The organism is Streptomyces sp. NPDC032940, assembly GCF_040636935.1.
In the GTDB taxonomy this organism is placed as follows: domain Bacteria; phylum Actinomycetota; class Actinomycetes; order Streptomycetales; family Streptomycetaceae; genus Streptomyces.
In genome coordinates this window covers 34,407-54,428 of record NZ_JBEZVJ010000026.1, presented here as the reverse complement: position 1 = coordinate 54,428, position 20,022 = coordinate 34,407, and the positions used below count along the sequence as shown (strand labels likewise).

Annotated in this window: 18 protein-coding genes; 12 read left to right on the top strand and 6 right to left on the bottom strand. The window is 71.9% G+C overall.

Annotated features, from left to right (window positions below; genetic code table 11):
- The first annotated feature begins 95 nt into the window (after positions 1 to 95).
- Complete coding sequence (locus tag AB0E77_RS26355; protein ID WP_361574754.1) at positions 96 to 1,070, top strand: acyl-ACP desaturase; 975 nt, start codon at positions 96 to 98, stop codon at positions 1,068 to 1,070.
- Positions 1,071 to 1,111: 41 nt separating this feature from the next.
- Here the strand turns inward: AB0E77_RS26355 and AB0E77_RS26350 are convergent, their stop codons facing one another.
- Positions 1,112 to 1,357 carry a WhiB family transcriptional regulator gene (locus tag AB0E77_RS26350; protein ID WP_361574751.1) on the bottom strand — a complete coding sequence of 82 codons (246 nt, stop codon included), beginning with the start codon at positions 1,355 to 1,357 and terminating at the stop codon, positions 1,112 to 1,114.
- A 183-nt stretch (positions 1,358 to 1,540) separates the two neighbouring features.
- On the opposite strand from AB0E77_RS26350, the gene AB0E77_RS26345 reads away from it, so the two are divergent.
- Positions 1,541 to 2,329 carry a VOC family protein gene (locus AB0E77_RS26345; protein WP_361574912.1) on the top strand — a complete coding sequence of 263 codons (789 nt, stop codon included), beginning with the start codon at positions 1,541 to 1,543 and terminating at the stop codon, positions 2,327 to 2,329.
- 22 nt (positions 2,330 to 2,351) lie between these two features.
- Here AB0E77_RS26345 and AB0E77_RS26340 read toward each other — a convergent pair whose 3' ends face one another.
- Positions 2,352 to 3,434, bottom strand: a complete 1,083-nt coding sequence (locus AB0E77_RS26340) for a LacI family DNA-binding transcriptional regulator (RefSeq protein WP_361574748.1) — start codon at positions 3,432 to 3,434, stop codon at positions 2,352 to 2,354.
- Positions 3,435 to 3,494: 60 nt separating this feature from the next.
- Positions 3,495 to 4,493 (bottom strand): multicopper oxidase domain-containing protein, encoded by a 999-nt coding sequence (locus tag AB0E77_RS26335; RefSeq protein WP_361574745.1) that lies wholly within the window; start codon positions 4,491 to 4,493, stop codon positions 3,495 to 3,497.
- Between the two features lie 331 nt (positions 4,494 to 4,824).
- Here AB0E77_RS26335 and AB0E77_RS26330 point away from each other — a divergent pair, with 331 nt between their 5' ends.
- Together AB0E77_RS26330 and AB0E77_RS26325 are read left to right on the top strand one after the other, a co-directional pair.
- Positions 4,825 to 7,170 carry a ThuA domain-containing protein gene (locus AB0E77_RS26330; protein WP_361574742.1) on the top strand — a complete coding sequence of 782 codons (2,346 nt, stop codon included), beginning with the start codon at positions 4,825 to 4,827 and terminating at the stop codon, positions 7,168 to 7,170.
- 14 nt (positions 7,171 to 7,184) lie between these two features.
- Entirely contained in the window at positions 7,185 to 9,377 is a 2,193-nt protein-coding gene (locus AB0E77_RS26325; protein ID WP_361574739.1) for a family 16 glycoside hydrolase, read from the top strand.
- Between the two features lie 18 nt (positions 9,378 to 9,395).
- On the opposite strand, the gene ligD is transcribed toward AB0E77_RS26325, so the two are convergent.
- The gene (ligD, locus tag AB0E77_RS26320; RefSeq protein WP_361574736.1) at positions 9,396 to 10,421 is read right to left on the bottom strand and encodes a non-homologous end-joining DNA ligase; all 1,026 of its coding nucleotides are present in this window, start codon (positions 10,419 to 10,421) and stop codon (positions 9,396 to 9,398) included.
- Between the two features lie 74 nt (positions 10,422 to 10,495).
- Here ligD and AB0E77_RS26315 point away from each other — a divergent pair, with 74 nt between their 5' ends.
- The gene (locus AB0E77_RS26315) at positions 10,496 to 11,563 is read left to right on the top strand and encodes an ATP-dependent DNA ligase (RefSeq protein WP_361574733.1); all 1,068 of its coding nucleotides are present in this window, start codon (positions 10,496 to 10,498) and stop codon (positions 11,561 to 11,563) included.
- A 12-nt stretch (positions 11,564 to 11,575) separates the two neighbouring features.
- On the opposite strand, the gene AB0E77_RS26310 is transcribed toward AB0E77_RS26315, so the two are convergent.
- Positions 11,576 to 12,766, bottom strand: a complete 1,191-nt coding sequence (locus AB0E77_RS26310) for a zinc-dependent alcohol dehydrogenase (protein ID WP_361574730.1) — start codon at positions 12,764 to 12,766, stop codon at positions 11,576 to 11,578.
- A gap of 209 nt (positions 12,767 to 12,975) precedes the next feature.
- Between AB0E77_RS26310 and AB0E77_RS26305 the strand changes: the two genes are divergently transcribed.
- Positions 12,976 to 13,962 carry a DUF3048 domain-containing protein gene (locus AB0E77_RS26305; RefSeq protein ID WP_361574909.1) on the top strand — a complete coding sequence of 329 codons (987 nt, stop codon included), beginning with the start codon at positions 12,976 to 12,978 and terminating at the stop codon, positions 13,960 to 13,962.
- Here the strand turns inward: AB0E77_RS26305 and AB0E77_RS26300 are convergent, their stop codons facing one another.
- Positions 13,963 to 14,427, bottom strand: a complete 465-nt coding sequence (locus AB0E77_RS26300; RefSeq protein ID WP_361574727.1) for a MarR family transcriptional regulator — start codon at positions 14,425 to 14,427, stop codon at positions 13,963 to 13,965. It lies immediately after the preceding gene.
- A 260-nt stretch (positions 14,428 to 14,687) separates the two neighbouring features.
- Between AB0E77_RS26300 and AB0E77_RS26295 the strand changes: the two genes are divergently transcribed.
- Genes AB0E77_RS26295 through pcaB form a run of 6 tightly spaced genes read left to right on the top strand, consistent with a single transcriptional unit; the run spans position 14,688 to position 20,021 of the window.
- On the top strand, positions 14,688 to 15,443 hold the full coding sequence (locus AB0E77_RS26295; RefSeq protein ID WP_361574724.1) for a CoA transferase subunit A: 756 nt from the start codon (positions 14,688 to 14,690) through the stop codon (positions 15,441 to 15,443).
- Positions 15,443 to 16,087, top strand: a complete 645-nt coding sequence (locus AB0E77_RS26290; RefSeq protein WP_361574721.1) for a CoA transferase subunit B — start codon at positions 15,443 to 15,445, stop codon at positions 16,085 to 16,087. The genes AB0E77_RS26295 and AB0E77_RS26290 overlap by 1 nt, the downstream gene beginning before the upstream one ends.
- Positions 16,084 to 17,286 (top strand): thiolase family protein, encoded by a 1,203-nt coding sequence (locus tag AB0E77_RS26285; RefSeq protein WP_361574718.1) that lies wholly within the window; start codon positions 16,084 to 16,086, stop codon positions 17,284 to 17,286. The genes AB0E77_RS26290 and AB0E77_RS26285 overlap by 4 nt, the downstream gene beginning before the upstream one ends.
- 25 nt (positions 17,287 to 17,311) lie before the next feature.
- Positions 17,312 to 18,085 (top strand): protocatechuate 3,4-dioxygenase subunit beta, encoded by a 774-nt coding sequence (gene pcaH / locus AB0E77_RS26280; RefSeq protein ID WP_361574715.1) that lies wholly within the window; start codon positions 17,312 to 17,314, stop codon positions 18,083 to 18,085.
- A gap of 5 nt (positions 18,086 to 18,090) precedes the next feature.
- A complete protein-coding gene (gene pcaG / locus AB0E77_RS26275; protein WP_361574712.1) occupies positions 18,091 to 18,696 on the top strand; it encodes a protocatechuate 3,4-dioxygenase subunit alpha in 606 nt (201 codons plus the stop codon).
- Positions 18,693 to 20,021 carry a 3-carboxy-cis,cis-muconate cycloisomerase gene (gene pcaB, locus AB0E77_RS26270; protein ID WP_361574709.1) on the top strand — a complete coding sequence of 443 codons (1,329 nt, stop codon included), beginning with the start codon at positions 18,693 to 18,695 and terminating at the stop codon, positions 20,019 to 20,021. The genes pcaG and pcaB overlap by 4 nt, the downstream gene beginning before the upstream one ends.
- Position 20,022: the final 1 nt, after the last annotated feature.

The following is a 20,022-nucleotide window of genomic DNA, read 5'->3' as shown; positions in this document are numbered from 1 at the left end:
TCGTAACCTACGGTTTCGTAGCCTACGATCCCGTAGGTTCCCGGCACCGCTCGCCGGTTCGCATTCCGCTCAGTCGCACGTCCCCTGGAGTACCCGTGACGATCACTTCCCCGCACCTCGGCACTTCCGCCGCTTGGACCGACGCCCGGCTGCTGTACGCCCTGGAGGAAGTGGTCGAGAAGGAACTCAACCGGCATCTGAAGGTCGCCAAGGACTGGATGCCGCACGAGTACGTGCCGTGGAGCGACGGCCGCAACTTCCCGGGCTTCTTCGAGGACGGCGAGGCCTGGGAGAAGGAGCAGTCCAAGGTCACGGAGATCGGCCGGATCGCCCTCGTGGTGAACCTGCTGACCGAGGACAACCTTCCCAGCTACCACCACGAGATCGCCAGCCTCTTCGGCCGCGACGGCGCCTGGGGCACCTGGGTGCACCGCTGGACCGCCGAGGAGGGCCGGCACGGCATCGTGATGCGCGACTATCTGCTCGCCTCGCGCGCCGTGGACCCGGACAAGCTGGAGCAGTTCCGCATGGCCCACATGAGCGAGGGCTTCGAGTCGGACAACCGGCACTCGATGCTGCACTCGGTGGCGTACGTCGCCTTCCAGGAGCTGGCCACCCGCATCTCGCACCGCAACACCGGCCACCAGTCCGGCGACCCGGTCTGCGACCGCATGCTGGCCCGCATCGCGACCGACGAGAACCTGCACATGATCTTCTACCGGAACCTGCTCAAGGCCGCCTTCGACCTCGCGCCCGACCTGACGATGCAGGCGGTGCGGGACGTGGTCGTGAACTTCCGGATGCCCGGCCACGGCATGCCCGGCTTCGAGCGGGCCGCCGCGCAGATGGCGATCGGCGAGGTCTACAACCTGCGCATCCACCACGACGACGTGATCCAGCCCGTGCTGCGCTTCCTGAAGATCATGGAGATCGACGGCCTCGGCCCGGAGGGCCGGCAGGCCCAGGAGGAGCTCGGGCTGTACATGGGCGGGCTGGACGCCGAGGCGTCCAAGTTCGACGAGAAGCTGGCGGCGCGCAAGGCGCGGATGGCGGCCCGCGCGGCGGGCTGAGCGCGGGCGCCGCGGTGCGTACGAAGTGTCGGCCCCCGGGCTCAGTACGTGCCGCGGCGCAGCGCCTGCCGCTCCTTCTCCGACAGCCCGCCCCAGACGCCGAAGCGCTCGTCGTGGGCCAGTGCGTACTCCAGGCAGGCCGGGCGGATCGGGCACAGGGCGCAGATCCGCTTCGCGTCCCGCACGGAGCTTCCGGGCTCGGGGAAGAAGAAGTCCGCCCCGGTCTGTGCGCACAACGCCTCCTGCTGCCAGGCCAGGTCGGGCGTCGCGATCGTGTCGATGTGCATGCGCAGGATCGTGCCGGGCGGTGAAAAACGTTCGATCAACGCCGGATCAACGCCGCCCGGCGGGGCCCGTCCATGGTCCCTCCGACACGGGCGGGTGCGCACGGCGGCGCGCGGGAGCGAAGGCCGGTGGTCGGTGGAAGACTCGGCAGGGCAGGCAACGGGACCCTTCCGAGGAGGGCGATGATGCTCACCACCCGTTTCGTCACCGGCGCCCCGAACTGGCTCGACGTCGGCACCGCCGACATCGACGGCGCCACGTCCTTCTACGGCGGCCTCTTCGGCTGGCGGTTCCGGTCGGCGGGACCCGAGGCCGGGGGCTACGGCTTCTTCGAACTGGACGGCCGGATCGTGGCCGGGGGCATGCGGACCACGCCGGAGCAGGGACCGCCGTCCTGGACGGTGTACTTCCAGACCCCCGACGCGGAGGCCACGGCCACGGCCTCGGAGGAGGCCCACGGCGGTGTGCTGATGCGGCCGACGGACGTCATGGGCCAGGGCACCATGGCGATCCTCGCCGACCGGGCCGGGGTGCCGTTCGGCGTCTGGCAGCCGGGGCGGCTGGGCGGCCTGGGCGTGGCCGGTGAACCCGGTGCGCTGTGCTGGGTCGAGCTGTACACGCCGGACGTCGCGGCCGCCGCCGCGTACTACCGGGCGACGCTGGGGCTGGAGACCTCCGCCGTGGCGTTCCCCGGCGCCGGGACGTACACGTGCGTGAATCCGGCCGGTGAGGGCGAGGAGGGCATGTTCGGCGGCGTCGTCCCGCTCGCCGACGACCCGTTGGAGACGGACGCCCACTGGCTGCCGTACTTCGCGGTCGCCGACGCGGACGACGTGGTCGCGCGGGCCGGTGGGCTGGGCGGCACGGTGCGGATGCCGCCGACGGACATCGAGGGCGTCGGACGCCTCGCCCGGCTCGCGGACCCGTACGGCGCCCGCTTCGCCGTGCTCAGGCCGGCGCCGCGGGAGGCGTGAGCGCCGCGGCGGTCCGGCCCGCTCAGGCGGAGGCGCGGCGGACCAGGGTGGTCGGTAGGATCAAGCCCGACTTCGCGTCCGGCACGGCTCCCGCGCCGTGCTCCCGGGCCACCGCGTCCGCGTCCCCGCCCTCCGCCCCGTCCGGCCCACGGTCCAGGCCGCGCAGCAGCAGGCGGGCCATCAGCCGGCCCATTCCCTCGATGTCCTGACGGACCGTGGTGAGCGGGGGGTCGGTCTGCTCGGCGACGGACAGCATGTCGTCGAAGCCGACCACGGCCACGTCGTCCGGCACCCGCCGGCCACGCTCGCGCAGCACCCGCAGGGCGCCCGCCGCGGTGAGGTCGTTCGCCGCGAACACGGCGTCCAGGTCCGGGCACCGGTCCAGCAGCTCGCGCATCGCCCGCTCGCCGCCGCCCGGCGTGAAGTCGCCGTGCGCGACCGGCGCCGCACCGGCGTCCGTCCGGACGTCCCGGAAGCCGGCGAGCCGGTCGACGGCGGACGTCTGGTCGAGCGGGCCCGCGATGTGCGCGACGCGGGTGCGGCCGAGGGCGGCCAGATGGCGCACGGCCTCGCGGGCGCCGCCCCGGTTGTCGCTGTCCACGTAGACCACGTCGTCGCGGTCGTCGTCCCAGTGGGGCCGTCCGCCGAACACGGTCGGCACCCCGGCGCGGCGGACGAGGCCGGGCAGCGGGTCGTCGAGGTGGAGGGAGAAGACGAGGGCGCCGTCGACGTGCCCGCCGGCCAGATAGCGGCCGACGCGGGCGTGGTCCTCGCGGCCCTCGGTGAGCAGCAGCACGAGCTGGCTGTCGTGGGCGGTCAGCTCCTTGCTGATGCCGCGGAGCTGCTGGGCGAAGTACGGGTCGGTGAAGACCCGGGTCTCCGGTTCGGCGGCGACGACGGCGACCGCGTCGTGGCGCCTCGTCACCAGGCTGCGGGCGGCCTGGTTGGGGACGTAGCCGAGCTCGTCCACGGCGCGCCGGACCCGCTCGGCCAGTTCCTCCCGCACCCCGTGGGCCCCGTTGACCACGCGGGACACGGTGGCCCGGGAGACCCCGGCCCGCGCGGCCACGGCCTCCAGCGTGGGACGCTGCGCGGTCTCGGTCACGGGCTCCTCCTCGGCGGCTGCCGCTCAGGATAGCGGCAGGCCGTCGGGCGGGAGCCGTCGTCAGTGGCGGTGCTCGGGGGCCGCCTCCTCGGACGTCGCGCCGTGCTCGTGCGGTTCGTACCCGGGGATGGTGCCGTCCGTCTTCTTCACCAGGAAGAGCCCCACCATCCCCATGTCGGAGTGGCTCTGCACATGGCAGTGGTACATCCACGCCCCGGCGCCGACCCCCTCCCCCGCGATCACCTGGAAGCCGAAGGAGTCCGCCGGGCCGGTGATCTTGTTGTCGATGATCTGGCTCGGGTCGTCGGGGCCGGTGAGCATGCCGGTGCGGTTGTCGGCCCAGCGGTGCCCGTGCATGTGGAAGGTGTGGTAGTACTCGCCGTGCGTGATCATGACGATCTCGACCCGGTCGCCCACGGTGGCCTCGAAGTTCGGACCGGTGTGCGGGGCCTGGTTGTTGATGGTCATGTCGTTGAAGACGATGGTGTGCGTGGCATCCGGCAGGATGTCTCCCTTGCGGCGCACGATCACCGGGCCGTAGAGACCCTTGCGGATGCCTCCGGTGCCGTGCTCTGTGCCGACGACGTGGTCGTGGTAGTGCCAGTAACCGGCGCTTCCCGCGCGCCAGGTGCCGTCCGCGCGGCGCCCCGGGGCGTGGGTGCGCCAGGTGTAGGTACGGGTGCCGCCGGGCTCGACGTCGCTCTTGTTCATGGCGGTGCCGTCGCTGGAGATCTCGTAGTCCAGGCCGTGGACGTGCAGACTGGCCCGCACGTCCGTCGTGTTCGTGAACTCGATGTGCAGTGTGTCGCCCTCGTTCAGCTCGATCAGCGGGCCGGGGATCGACGCCTTGCCCTTCTCGAAGCCGTAGCCCATCTGTCCGTCGGGCAGTTTCTCGGCGAACATGGTGATGTGCCTGACGGTGCCCCCCGCCGGTGCCGTCCGCGCGGTGACGCCCTTGGCCTCGGCGGTGGCACCCGCGGTCTCCGGTGCGACGGACAACGATGTCGCGACGGCCGCGCCGCCCAGCAGTACCCGTCGGTTGAAGCCTCGCCTGTCCATGCCGAACTCCCCACGCTGATACGGAAGATGCGAAGACGCAGAGCTGATGGGCCGTGATGAACCTGTGGGACCGTACCGGTTGCCGCCGCGTTTATCCACACTCAGGACAAAGTTTGTTGGATCCCGGTCATACCTATTGGCGAACCATGCAAAGAGGTCTAGCTTCCTTGGCGCTGCTGCCGTGACCGAGGAGGTGCCCATGCCCTTGAGAGGGTCGAGTGCGAGAAGAAGAGGCTGGGCGGCGTGTGCCACCGCCGCCTTCGTCGCCGCGGGACTGCTGGCCGGCCCCACCGCCAGCGCACGTCCGGCGCCGGACCCATCCCTGACAACGATGTCGATCAAGTCGCCACCGGGCGGCGCGAACGTACGGGTGCTGATCTTCTACGGCTCCGCCGCGGCCGGCGAGGAGTCCCCGGTGGTGAACGCCGGTATCGCGGCCATCGAGCGGATCGGCCAGACGGGACCGCAGAACCAGCGCTTCACGATCGAGGCCACGGACAACGCCTCGGTCTTCACCAACGAGAAGAAGCTCGGCCGTTTCAACGCCATCGTGTTCCTGACCGGGGGCGGCGACGTCCTCGATCCGGACCAGGAGGCGGGCCTGGAGGCGTACATGGAGGCCGGCGGCGGTTTCGTCGGCGTCCACGACGCGGCGCGTGCGGAGCCGTACTCGGACTGGTTCACCGGTCTGGTCGGCGCCCGCCCGGCGGCCGGCGCCCCGGCCAAGGTCCAGCGCGCCACCGTGGAGGTCGGCGACCGGCGTCATCCGGCCACCAAGGATCTGCCGCTGGAGTGGAAGCGCCCCGACGAGTGGCTGAACTGGCAGAAGAACCCGTCCGGCGACGTCCACACCGTGGCCCGGGTGCGCGAGTCGACGTACGCGCCCGGCGCGGGTGCCAACGGCGCGGACCACCCGGTCAGCTGGTGCCGTGACTACGACGGCGGCCGTTCCTTCTACACCGGGATGGGCGGCACGGTCTCGTCCTACGACGAGACCGACTTCCGGGCCCATCTGCGCGGCGCCCTGCTGTGGACGACACGTCTGGTGCAGGCCGACTGCAAGGCGACCATCACCGGAAACTACAAGGCCGAGCGGCTCACCCAGCCCAACCAGCCCGGCCAGAACGACCAGATCGGCGAACCGCACGGCCTGGTCACCGCCCCCGACGGCCGGGTGTTCTACATCGGCCGGGGCGGTGCCGACTCGTCGCAGCCCGTGATCACGGACTGGAACAACCCCGACATCGGCAAGGGCAAGGGCCAGATCCACGTCTGGGACCCGAAGACCGAGAAGGTCACGCTCGCCGGTGAGCTGACCGTCTTCGGCAACAAGGGCGGCGGCGACGAGCTGGTCAAGGTCGAGGAGGGCCTGCTCGGCATCGAACTGGACCCGGGGTTCGAGGAGAACGGGTGGGTGTATCTGCACTACACCCCGCACTCGCAGATCAACCGCGACACGCACATGGCCGAACGGCGGGTCTCCCGCTTCACGTTCGACCGGGCGACGAACAAGCTGGACCTGTCCAGCGAGAAGGTGCTGCTGAAGTGGCCGGTGCAGATCCACAGCTGCTGCCACGCGGGCGGCGGGATGGCCTGGGACTCCAGGGGCAACCTGTACATCGCGACCGGTGACAACAACTCCAGCCAGTTCAGCGACGGTTACTCGGGCAACAACCCGCAGCCCAACTTCAAGGGCGTGTCCTTCGCGGACGCGCGCCGCACCGCGGGCAACACCAACAACCTCAACGGCAAGATCCTGCGCATCCACCCGGAGCCGGACGGGACGTACACGCTCCCCGAGGGCAACCTGTTCACCGGCAAGGAGACCGCCGAGGGCGGCGGCAAGACACGCGGCGAGATCTACGTGATGGGCGTCCGCAACCCGGCGCGCATCTCCGTCGACAAGGCCACCGACACCCTCTACGCGGGCTGGGTCGGCCCCGACGCCGGCGCCCCGTCCACGACGTGGGGTCCGGCCAAGTACGACACGTTCGCCGTGATCACCAAGGCGAGCAACCGGGGCTGGCCGTACTGCATGGGCAACAAGCAGCCGTACCGGGACCGGAACCTGCCGGACCCGACCAAGCCGCTGGGCTGGTACGACTGCGACCACCCCAAGAACGAGTCGCCGAACAACGACGGCCTGGTCAACCTGCCGCCGGTGACCGGCAACAACATCTGGTACTCGCCGCAGGGCGGTGGCCCGGACTTCCCGCGCGACGCGAACGGCATCCCGTCGTACAAGGAGAGCGAGTCCGTGTACCGGCTGCCCTGGCTCAAGGGCGGCGGCCAGGCCGCGATGGACGGCCCGGTGTACCGCTACGACGCGGACAACGCCAGCGACACCAAGTGGCCGGCGTACTGGGACGGCAAGTGGTTCGTCGGGGACTTCTACGACTCCGACCAGCCGCGCAACGCGGTGCTGATGGACCCGAAGACGCAGGGTGACGGCGGTCTGCCGGTGCACTCGGAGTCGCTGAAGAAGATCGTGCCGGTCGGCAACGACGGCATCAAGAACCTGATGGACTGGAAGTTCGGTCCGGACGGCGCGCTGTACGCCCTCGACTACGGCCGCGGCTTCTTCACCTCGGACTCCAAGTCGGCCCTGTGGCGGGTCACCTACACGGGCGGCGGGCCGACCCCGGCCGCCGCACAGCTGGCGAGGGGGAGCGAGTGATACGTCAACGGAGAATGTGGGCCGCCCTGCTGGCCGGCCTGCTGATGCTGCTCGGCCTCCAGGCGACGTCCGCCTCCGGCCAGCCGGCCTCCGCGCCGGCCGAGGCCGCCGCCGAGCAGCAGGTGCTGACCTGGACCGCGGGCGACGACATCACCAAGTACGCGTCGGCGCCCGAGACGGCGGTGGCCGGTCCGGCCACGATCGTCTTCGAGAACAGTGAGGCGACCGGCAACACCACCGGCATGCCGCACACGCTGACCTTCATGACCAGCGACCCGGAGTACAACTCCGACGTGCAGCTGAACATCCTGGCCAATCCGGCCGACGACCAGGGCGGCAGGCACACCGCCGAGGTCACCCTCAGCCCCGGCCGCTACATGTACCACTGCACGATCCCGGGCCACGGCCAGATGACGGGCGTGCTCACGGTGACCGAGGGCGGGGGCGGCGACGACACCACCGCGCCGGCCACCTCGGCGAAGGTGGACGGCACGCGGAACGCCGACGGCGCCTACGTCGGTTCCGCGGCCGTGACGATCACCGCCACCGACGAGGGCGGCTCCGGTGTGGACCGCGTCGAGTACGCGATCGGCGCGGACGGTGCCTGGCAGCCGTACACCACGCCGGTCGTCGTCGACCAGGTCGGTGAACACACCGTGCGCTACCGGGCGTTCGACAAGGCGGGCAACGCCGCCGAGGAGAAGAGCGTCACGTTCGCCGTGGCCGCCCCGGACACCGACGACACGACCGCGCCGGAGACCTCGGCGACGGTCAGCGGCGAGAAGAACGGGGACGGCGCCTACGTCGACATGGCGACGGTGACCGTCACCGCCTCCGACACGGGTTCCGGCGTCAACACCATCGAGTACGCGGTCGGTGACGGCGCCTGGCAGGCGTACACCGCGCCGGTGATGGTGCACGCGGCCGGTGAGCACACGGTGCGCTACCGGGCCACCGACAAGGCGGGCAACGTCGCGGCGGAGAAGAGCGTCGCCTTCACCGTCGTCGCCGCTCCCCCGCAGGACACCACCCCGCCGGTGGCCGGCGCGACCGTGGAGGGCTCGAAGAACTCCGACGGCGCCTACGTCGGCAACGCCAAGGTGACGGTGAACGCCACCGACGAGGGCGGCTCCGGTGTCGCCGGGATCGAGTACTCGCTCGACGCCGGTCCCTATCTCGCGTACACCGCGCCCGTGGTCGTGGACCGGGCGGGCCGGCACACGGTGGCCTACCGGGCGAGCGACAAGGCCGGGAACACCTCCGAGCCGGTGTCCCTGAGCTTCACGGTCGTGGCCGGCGGGGTGCCGGCGCCGCCCTGCCCGGAGTACGACGAGCGGCTGACGGTGATCGTCGGCACGGTCGACTCGGGCGTGCCGAACCGGGTCACCAACAACCGGTGCCGGATCAACGAGCTGATCGAGGACGAGAAGGAGTGGACGTCCCAGGCGCTCTTCCTCAAGCACGTCGGGAACGTCCTGGACGCGCTGCGGGCCGAGGGGGTCGTCGACAAGCGCGAGGTCAAGGCGATCAACAGGGCCGCCAAGCAGTCGAAGATCGGGCTGCCCGGCCAGACCGAGGGCTACCGCTCGATCATGGACGGCACCCAGGACTCCTTCGCCAAGTGGGAGCAGGTCGGCGGTGGTTCGTTCGGGCTGAACGAGGACGGGTCGATCACGTCGAGCACCAGCACGCCCGGCATGGGCATGCTGTGGTTCCCGGAGCGCAAGTACGGCGACTTCTCCCTGAAGCTCCAGTGGCGTGACGACGCACCGGGCACCGGCAACGCCAACGGCGGTGTGTTCGTGCGCTTCCCGTGGGTCCACGACCACCCGGAGGAGTCCCGGCCGGAGTGGGTCGCCATCAAGTACGGGCACGAGGTGCAGGTGCTCGACAGCCCCACCGGCGACATGTACAAGACCGGCTCGCTCTACGGCTTCGACCGGGTCGGCCTCGCCGGCGCGGGCGTCACCGAGAAGGGCACCTGGAACGACTACGAGATCCGCGTGGTGGACCAGCACTACTCGGTCTACCGCAACGGTGTGCTGATCAACGAGTTCGACAACATCGGCGGTCAGGACTTCTATCCCGCGCGCTCGGACGACCCGGGCACCGACGGGCGGCGGTTCTCCTCGGGCTACATCGGGCTCCAGGTGCACAGCACGACGGACGTGGTCTCGTACCGGGACGTCCGGATCAAGGAGCTGTAAGGACAGGGGAGGCGCAGCTCAGCTCTTCTGCGGGCGCGGCTTCCTCGCACGGCTCGGCTGTACCCGGCTGGGTTCCCCCGGCATCTTCGGATACTCGGGCGGGTACGGCAGATCGCCGAGTCCGTGATCGCGCTCGTCCTTCGACGCCAGCTCCAGCAGGGCGTCGAGGGAGTACCGCACCTCGTCCATGCCCGCGTGCACGTCGCCGAGTTCGGCGAAGCGCGCGGGCATGGTCGTGATGTCGAAGTCCTGCGGGTGGGCGACCCCGACCTCCTCCCAGGTCAGCGGCGCGGAGACCGGCGCGTTCGGGCGGGGGCGCACGGAGTAGGCGGAGGCGATGGTGCGGTCGCGGGCGGTCTGGTTGTAGTCGAGGAAGATGCGCTCGCCGCGCTCCTCCTTCCACCACTTGATGGTCACCCGCTCGGGCATCCGCCGTTCCATCTCGCGGCCGACCGCGATGGCGGCCCGCCGCACCTGGGTGAAGGTCCAGCGCGGCTCGATCGGCACGAAGACGTGGATGCCGCGGCCGCCGGAGGTCTTGGGCCAGCCGCGCAGTCCGCCGAACTCCTCCAGGACACCCCGCAGTTCGTGGGCGGCGCGGGCGGCGTCGTCGTAGTCCGTGCCGGGCTGCGGGTCGAGGTCGATGCGGAGTTCGTCGGGATGGTCCACGTCGTCGCGGCGCACCGGCCAGGGGTGGAAGGTGAGCGTCCCGTACTGGGCGGCCCACACCACCGCGGCCTCCTCGGTCGGGCACATCTCGTCGGCGCTGCGCCCGCTGGGGAAGGTGATGTGCGCGGTCGGGATCCAGTCGGGCATGCCTTTGGGCGCCCGCTTCTGGTAGAACCACTCCCCCTCGATCCCGTCCGGGTACCGCTGGAGCGTGGTGGGCCGGTTCCGCAGGGCGCGCAGGATGCCGGGCGCGACGGCCTGGTAGTACCGGGCCACGTCGAGCTTGGTGTAGCCCCGCTCGGGGAAGAACACCTTTCCCGGGCTGGACAGCCGCACGGCCCGCCCGCCCACCTCCAGCTCCACCGCATCCGCCATGCGAGCCACGGTAGGCGCAGGGCGCGCGACGCGCATATCAGGCATCCGGGAGGATTCACGCGCAGAATCGGGGCATGGATCTTCCCGTCATGCCGCCCGTGAAGCCGATGCTCGCCAAGTCCGTGGCGAAGATCCCGCCGGGGATGCACTACGAGGCGAAGTGGGACGGGTTCCGGGCGATCGTGTTCCGGGACGGGGCCGAGGTGGAGTTCGGCAGCCGCACGGGCAAGCCGCTGACCAGGTACTTCCCCGAGCTGGTGGAGGCCGTGCGGGAGCTGCTGCCGGCGCGCTGCGTGGTGGACGGGGAGATCGTGATCGCGCGCGAGGGGCATCTGGACTTCGACGCGCTGACCGAGCGGATCCATCCGGCACAGTCACGGGTGCGGACGCTGGCGGAGCGGACGCCGGCGTCGCTGGTGGTGTTCGACCTGCTGGCGCTGGACGACGAGTCGCTGCTCGACGTGCCGCTCGCCGACCGGCGGGCGCTGCTGGTCCGGGCGCTGTCGGGGGTCACGCCTCCGGTGCACGTGGCGCCGGCGACGGACGACATCGAGGTGGCGCGGCACTGGTTCGAGCAGTACGAGGGGGCGGGTCTGGACGGCGTCGTCGCCAAGCCGCCCGATCTGCGCTACCGGCCGGACGAGCGGGCCATGTTCAAGATCAAGCACGAGCGCACGGCGGACGTCGTGGTGGCCGGCTACCGCCTCCACAAGAGCGGACCCGTGGTCGGTTCGCTGCTGCTCGGCCTGTACGACGACCACGGCCGGCTCCAGCACGTCGGAGTGAGCGCCGCCTTCACCATGAAGCGGCGCGCCGAGCTGGTGGAGGAGCTGGAGCCGCTGCGCATGGAGGACGTCCGGGGCCATCCGTGGGCGGCCTGGGCCGAGGAGGCGGCGCACGAGTCGGCGCGGCTGCCGGGGGCGCCCAGCCGCTGGTCGGGCAAGAAGGACCTGTCGTGGGTGCCGCTCAGGCCCGAGCGGGTCGCCGAGGTGGCGTACGACCACATGGAGAACGGGGCGCGCTTCCGGCACACGGCCCGGTTCCGCCGCTGGCGCCCGGACCGCACGCCGGAGAGCTGCACCTACGCCCAGCTGGAGGAGCCGGTCCGCTACGACCTGGCGGAGATCCTGGGCGGCCCCTGAGCCTCCGAGGCTCTACGGCTTCATGAGGACCTTGACGGCGCCGTCCTGCTTCTTCTGGAACATCTCGTACGCGTGCGGCGCATCGGTGAGCGGCACGCGGTGGGTGGCGAAGTCGTCAACGCCGAGCGGGTCCTCGTCGGTGAGGAAGGGGATGATCTCGTCGCTCCAGCGGCGCACGTTGGCCTGCCCCATCCGCATCTGGATCTGCTTGTCGAACAGGGTGAGCAGCGGCATCGGGTCGGCCATACCGCCGTAGACGCCGATGAGCGAGATGGTGCCGCCGCGCCGCACCAGGTCGATGGCGGTGTACAGGGCCGCGAGCCGGTCGACGCTGAAGCGCTCGGCGAGCGGGCCGCCGATGGACCGGGGCATCATGGCCGCGGACTGCTGGACCAGCTTGGCCACCATGCCGCCGTGCGCCTCGGTGCCGACCGCGTCGATGACGGCGTCGGGGCCCCGGCCGCCGGTCTCGTCCTGGATCGCGGCGACCAGCTCCTTCTCGTTGTCGAAGGCCCGCAGGTCGTACGTCTCCACGCCCCGTGCGCGGGCCCGCTCCAGCCGTTCCGGCACCAGGTCCACGCCGAACACGCGTCCGGCGCCCTTGGCCAGGGCGACCCGGCAGGCCATGTCGCCGATGGGGCCGAGCCCGAGCACGGCGACGCTGCCGCCCTGCGGGACGGCGGCGTACTCGACGGCCTGCCATGCGGTGGGCAGGACGTCGGAGAGGTAGACGAAGCGGTCGTCGGCGGGTCCCTCGGGCACCTTGATGGGCCCGAACTGGGCCTGCGGGACGCGCAGGTACTCGGCCTGGGCGCCGGGCACCGCGCCGTACAGGCGGGTGTAGCCGAACAGCGGGGCCCCCATGCCCTCGCCGGTGACCTGCGTCGTCTCGCACTGGGTCGGCAGCCCGGTGTCGCACATGTAGCAGTGCCCGCAGGCGATCTGGAACGGCACCACCACCCGGTCGCCGGGTTTGAGGTTCGCCACCTCGGAGCCGACCTCCTCCACGATGCCCATGGGTTCGTGGCCGAGGATGTCGCCCGGTGTCATGAACGGTGTCAGCACCTCGTACAGGTGCAGGTCGGAGCCGCACAGTCCGCTGGACGTGATGCGGATGACCGCGTCGGTCGGCTCCTGGATCCTCGGGTCGGGCACGTCCTCGACCCGCACGTCCCGCTTGCCCTGCCAGACCACTGCCTTCATCGTCTCGCGCTCCCTCCGTCGCCCGTGCGCGTCCTGTCCTGCGTCGCGGCCGAGTACCCCGGGGCGTCCCGGCCCAACCGGCGCCGGTTCGGCCGAACAGCGGATTGCGGGTGCGTTATCAGAATCAGTCGGGTATGGGCATAAACACCTCAATAAGGGGACAATCGGTGAACGAAGTGGGTGGGCGGGTGGTCGGGATGCGACACGGGATGCGCAAGCGGGTCCGCGGCGTGCGGCGCGGCACACGGGCCGGTGCCGTGCCGGTGCTGCTGGCGGCGGCGGTGACGGCCGCGCTGGCGGCCGGCTGCACGTCACCGGGCAAGGAGGACGACGGCCGGGCACCCCACCTGGAGCGGTCGCACACGCAGCCCCCGCACCCCGCGGGTCCCGTCCTCGCCGTCAAGGTCGACAACGCCCCCGAGGCCCGGCCGCAGCGAGGCCTGGACGCCGCGGACGTCGTCTACGTGGAACCGGTGGAGGGCGGGCTGAGCCGCCTCATGGCGGTCTACGCCACCAGGCTGCCGGAAGCGGTCGGACCGGTGCGCAGCGCCCGGGAGTCCGACCTGGAGCTGCTGCGCCAGTTCGACCGGCCGGTGCTCGCGTTCTCCGGCGCGCAGAGCAAGCTGCTCCCGCTGATCGACGCGGCACCCCTGCGGGCCGAGCCGCCGGCGACGGCGCCCGACGCCTATGTCCGCGACGACGGCCGCGCCGCGCCGCACAACCTCCTCCTGCGGCCGGACCGGCTGCTGCCGTCGCCCTCGGGCGCCGCCGCGCTGACCACGGGCTACCGCTACGGCGAGGCCCCCGGGGGCGGCCGGCCCGTAAGCTCGCGCACGGTGCGCTATCCCGCGGCGAGCTTCACCTTCACCTGGTCGGCGGAGCGCGGCCGCTGGCTGATCGCCATGGACGGCGGTCCGGTCCCGGCGGCCGGCGGCGGACGTCCGGAGCCGGCGACGGTCGTCGTCCAGCACGTGACGGTGCGCAAGTCGGCCTTCCGCGACTTCCTCGGCAGCAACTCGCCGTACGTGGAATCGGTGGGCTCCGGCCGGGCGGAGGTGCTGCGCGACGGCCGCTCCTACGAGGCGACGTGGAAGCGCGGGGCGGCCGAGGAGGGCACGGCCTTCACCGCCGGGGACGGCACGCCCGTGAACTTCGCCGAGGGCCCGGTGTGGGTGGTGTTCGCCGGGACGCCCTGATCAGCCGGGTGTCACCACGGGCTCGGACGGGTTGCGGAGCCCCTCGGCGGCGTCCGCGACCCGTTGGACGAGGTCGAAGAACACGGCCTGTTCGGCGGCGGAGAGCGGGGCGAGGAAGACCTGGTTCATCCGGGCCGTCCGCACGCTCAGCCTGCGGTGGACGCGCTGCCCCTCGTCCGTCAGGCGCAGCAGGAAGCGGCGGCCGTCCTGCGGATCGCGGACCTTGTCGAGCAGTCCGCGGCGGCCGAGCCGGCTGATCACCTCGGCGATGGTGGACCGGTCGAGCCCCACCCGCTCCCCCACCGTGCGCTGGTCGAGGCCCGGTTCGGCGACGAGCGCGTTGAGGACCGCGAACTGCGGCGAGGTGGTCTCCTCCGAGACCATCGTGTTCCACAGCAGGTAGTGCGCCTGCTGCAGCCGCCGGGCCAGATGCCCGGGGTGGGTGGTCAGGTCGACCGCGGCCATGTGCGCTCCCCTGGAGGCGAGATTCGTCCTGCACGATTCGTGAGTGCACTGACGATACAACGGCCGGGCTGAGAACACCCCCAGCCCCACCAGGCGATCCACCTCGTCCTTTTCGAGGTCTTGACGCCCCGACCGTGCGGTGGCAGCGTGTGGGCCATCTCGCTGAAATACTCAGTGCCCTGATTAATTCAGGACCCACGGATCTCCACGGAGCCGCGGATCCGGATCGCGGGGCGCTCGGAAGAGACGGGGCTTCTCGGATGGACAAGGTGGTGGCCACAGCCGCCGAGGCGGTGGCCGACGTACCGGACGGCGCATCGCTCGCCGTGGGCGGTTTCGGGCTCAGCGGCGTGCCGAACGTGCTGATCGAGGCGCTCCACGAGCGCGGCGTCGGCGGGCTGTCGGTCGTCTCCAACAACTGCGGCGCGATGGAGTCGGGGCTGGCCGTCCTGCTGGCCGCGGGGCGCATCGCCCGGGTGACCGGGTCCTACATCGGTGCGAACAAGGAGTTCGCGCGCCAGTACCTCGGCGGTGAGCTGGAGGTGGAGATGATCCCGCAGGGCACGCTGGCCGAGCGGCTGCGGGCCGGCGGCGCGGGCATCCCGGCCTTCTACACGCCGGCGGGCGTCGGCACGCAGGTCGCCGAGGGCGGGCTGCCGTGGCGCTACGACGGCTCCGGCGGGGTCGCGCTGGCCTCGCCGCCGAAGGAGGTCCGTGAGTTCGACGGCGCGCAGTACGTCCTCGAGCGCGGCATCCGCACCGACTTCGCGCTGGTCAGGGCGGCCAAGGGCGACCGGCACGGCAATCTGGTGTTCGCGAAGTCGTCGCGGAACTTCAATCCGCTGGCGGCCATGGCGGGCAGGGTCACCGTCGCCGAGGTGGAGGAGCTGGTGGAGCCCGGCGAGATCGACCCGGACGCCGTGCACCTGCCGGGCATCTTCGTGCAGCGGGTGGTCGCGCTGACGGCCGGGCAGGCGGCGGACAAGAAGATCGAGCGGCGGACGGTGAGTTCCTGATGGCCTGGACGCGTGAACAGATGGCCGCGCGGGCCGCGCGCGAGCTGGAGGACGGGCAGTACGTCAACCTCGGCATAGGTCTGCCGACGCTGATCCCGAACTACCTGCCCGAGGGCGTGGAGGTGACCCTGGAGTCCGAGAACGGCATCCTGGGCACCGGCCCGTACCCCACGGACGACCAGGTCGACCCCGATCTGATCAACGCCGGCAAGGAGACCGTGACGGTCCTGCCGGGTGCCTCCTTCTTCGACTCGGCGCTGTCCTTCTCGATGATCCGCGGGGGTCACATCGACGTCGCGGTGCTGGGGGCCATGCAGGTCTCGGCGCGGGGTGACCTGGCGAACTGGGCGATCCCGGGGAAGATGATCACCGGCATCGGCGGGGCGATGGACCTGGTCCACGGCGCCCGCACCGTCATCGTCGTGATGACCCACACCGCCAAGGACGGCTCCCCGAAGATCCTCGCGGAGTGCGCGCTGCCGCTGACCGGCAAGGCCTGTGTGAACCGGATCATCACCGATCTCGGTGTCCTCGACGTCACCGGCGACGGCCTGGTCCTGGTGGAGACCGCACCGGGCGTGGCCGCCGACGAGGTCGTCGCCAAGACGGACGCCGAACTCGTCGTCGCGGAGGGCCTGAAGTGAAGGACGTCTACGTCGTCGACGCGGTGCGCACCCCGTTCGGCAGGTACAACGGCTCCCTGGCCGGCGTGCGCCCGGACGACCTGGCCGCGCACGCCGTCCGCGAGCTCCTCGCCCGCACCCCCGCTCTGGACCCGTCCCGGATCGAGGACGTGTACTTCGGCAACGCCAACGGCGCCGGCGAGGAGAACCGCAACGTCGCGCGCATGGCCGCCCTGCTGGCCGGGCTGCCCACCTCGGTGCCCGGCGTGACCGTGAACCGGCTGTGCGCCTCCGGTCTGGAGGCGGTGATCCAGGCCGCCCGTGCCGTCGCGGCCGGGGACGCCTCGGTCGTGCTCGCGGGCGGCGTGGAGTCCATGACCCGGGCGCCCTATGTGCTGCCCAAGTCCGACCGGCCGTTCCCGGCCGGACACGCGGAGCTGTACTCCACCACCCTGGGCTGGCGCATGGTCAACCCGAGGATGGACCCGCAGTGGACCATCCCTCTCGGGGAGTCGGCCGAACTGATCGCGGACAGACACAGGATCGGGCGGGACCAGCAGGACGAGTTCGCCCTCGCCTCCCACCGCAAGGCCGCACGGGCGCGGGCCGACGGCCTGTTCGACGTCGAACTCGCGCCGGTGCCGGTGCCGCGGCGCAAGGGCGACCCGGTCGACTTCGCCGCCGACGAGTGCGTACGTCCGGACACGTCCCTGGAAGCGATGGCGAAGCTCGAGCCGGCCTTCCGCACGAGCGACGGCACCGTGACCGCCGGAAACGCCTCACCGCTCAACGACGGTGCCGCGGCGCTGCTGCTGGCCGACGAGGAGGGACTGAGGGCCACCGGCCGCGAGCCGCTGGCCCGGATCTCGGCCACCGGTGTCTCGGCCAACGACCCGCAGTACTTCGGGCTCGCCCCCGTCGAGGCGGTGAACCGCGCCCTCGCCAGGGCCGGCCGGACCTTCGCCGACCTGGACGTCCTGGAACTCAACGAGGCCTTCGCCGCCCAGGTGCTGGGCTGCGTCGCCGAGTGGCCCGAGTTCGACCCGGCGGTCCTCAACCCGCAGGGCGGCGCCATCGCCCTCGGCCATCCCCTCGGCGCCTCCGGCGCCCGCCTCGCCGGCACCGTCGCGCACCAGCTGGCCCGCAAGGGATCCGGCACCGGTGTCGCCACCCTGTGCATCGGCGTCGGCCAGGGCCTCGCCCTCGTCCTCGAACGCTAACCCCCTGTCACCCACGGGAACTCCCATGACTCTCACCCAGCACGACATCGACGCGGAGATCGCGGCCGAGCGCGCCGCGTACGTGAAGCGGGTCGCCGACGGCGCGCCCGTCGAGCACCACCCGCGCCGCGACTACGCCCCGTACCGGTCCTCGGTGCTGCGTCACCCCCTGCAGCCGCCGGTCGGCATCGACGTCACCAAGGACCCGGAGCTGGTGGAGCTGTCCTCCCCCGCCTTCGGGGAGCGGGACATCACCGAGATCGACAACGATCTGACCCGGCAGCACACCGGTGAGCCGGTCGGCGAGCGCATCACCGTCTCCGGGCGCCTCCTCGACCGCGACGGCCGGCCGGTGCGCGGTCAGCTCGTGGAGATCTGGCAGGCCAACTCGGCCGGCCGCTACGCCCACCAGCGCGAGCAGCACGACGCCCCGCTGGACCCGAACTTCACCGGCGTGGGCCGCACCCTCTCCGACGACGACGGCTTCTACCGCTTCACCACCATTCAGCCCGGCCCCTACCCGTGGCGCAACCACGTCAACGCCTGGCGCCCGGCCCACATCCACTTCTCGGTGTTCGGCTCCGCGTTCACCCAGCGGCTCGTGACCCAGATGTACTTCCCGAACGACCCGCTGTTCCCGTACGACCCGATCCTCCAGTCGGTGACGGACGACGCCGCCCGGCAGCGGCTGGTCGCGACGTACGACCACAGCCTGTCGGTGCCCGAGTTCTCCCTCGGCTACCACTGGGACATCGTGCTCGACGGGCCGGACGCCACCTGGATCGAAGAAGGACGCTGACCGCCATGACCAAGATCGACACCAGTAGCCCGGAGAACGTCCTGCCCACCCCGTCGCACACGGTCGGCCCGTTCTACGGCTACGCGCTGCCCTTCCGCGGCGGCGAGGACGTCGCGCCCCTCGGGCATCCTGACACCGTCACCGTGCACGGGTACGTGTACGACGGCGAGGGCCGGCCGCTGCCCGACGCCCTGCTGGAGGTGTGGGGTCCGGGCCCGGACGGCGAGCTCCCCACCGCCGACGGCTCGATGCGGCGCGACCCCGCCTCGGGCGGCTTCCTGGGCCGCAACGGCGTGGAGTTCACCGGCTTCGGACGCATCCAGACGGACGCCGACGGGCACTGGTACGTGCGGACCCTGCGCCCCGGGGCGCGCGGGCGGAACGCGCCCTACCTCAGCGTGTGCGTGTTCGCCCGCGGTCTGCTCGTGCACCTGTTCACCCGGATCTATCTGCCGGGCGACGACGCCGCGCTGGCCGCCGACCCGCTGCTGTCCCGGGTGGACGCGGAGCGCCGCGACACGCTGGTCGCCGGGGACGAGGGCCACGGCACGTACCGTTTCGACATCCGCCTTCAGGGCGAAGGCGAGACGGTCTTCCTGGAGTTCCAGTGACATCAGCTCCCGACGCCGGCCTGCTCGCCCCCGGCTGGGCGGGCTCGCCCGCGGCCGACGCGACCGACGACCGCGCCTGGCTGCGCGCGCTGCTCGACGCGGAGGCGGCGCTGACCCGGGCCCAGGCCGGGCTGGGGCTCGCCCCCGCCGAGGCGGCGGCCGCGGTGACCGAGGCCGCCGACCCGGCCCGCTTCGACGTGCGCTCCCTGGCCGAGCGGGCCCGCGGCGGCGGCAACCCGGTGATCCCGCTGGTCGCGGACCTGACGGCGGCGGTCGGCACGGAGTACGGGCCGTATGTGCACCGGGGCGCGACCAGCCAGGACATCATGGACACGGCGACGATGCTGGTCGCCGCCCGCACCCTCGGTCTGCTGCTGGCCGACCTCGCCCGCACGGAGCGGGCGCTGGCCCGGCTGGCGGCCGAGCACCGGGACACGGCGATGCCGGGCCGGACCCTGACCCAGCACGCCGTGCCGACCACCTTCGGTCTGAAGGCCGCCGGTTGGCGCGCGCTGGTGCTGGACGCGCGGGACCGGATCACGGCCGTGCGCGGCGCGCTGCCCGCCCAGCTCGGCGGCGCGGCGGGCACGCTGGCCGCCTTCGGGACGTACGGTGCCGAGGACCCGACCGCGCTGCCCGGGGCGTACGCCCGTGAACTGGGCCTGGCAACGCCGTTGTTGCCCTGGCACACGCTGCGCACCCCGGTCGCCGACCTCGCCGGCTGCCTCGCCTTCACGGCGGGGGCCCTCGGGAAGATCGCCGTGGACGTGCTGACGCTCTCCCGCACCGAGCTGGGCGAGCTCGCGGAGGGCAGCGGCGGCGGCTCGTCGGCGATGCCCCACAAGGCCAACCCCGTGCGCTCCACGCTCATCGCGGCTGCGGCCCGGCGCGCGCCGCAGCTCGCGGCGACGCTGTACGGGTCCCTGGCCGCCGAGGACGAGCGCCCGGCCGGGGCCTGGCACGCCGAGTGGGAGCCGCTGCGGGACCTGCTGCGGCTGACCGGCGGCGCGGCGCGCGACGCCGCCGAGCTGGCCGAGGGGCTGCGGGTGCGCCCGCAGGAGATGCGCGCGCACCTCGGCCTCACCCACGGGCTGATCGTCTCGGAGCGGCTCTCCGCCGAGCTGGCGCCGGTGCTCGGGCGGGCCCGCGCCAGGGAACTGCTCAGCGAACTCGCCCGGCGCACCTACGCCGAGGACCGCAACCTGGGCGAACTGCTCGCCGAGGTGCCGGAGTTGCGAGGTCTCGACCTCGGCTCCCTGACCGACCCCGCCCGCTGCACCGGCTCCGCCGGAGCCCTGACCGACCGCGCTCTGGAGCGACGTTGAC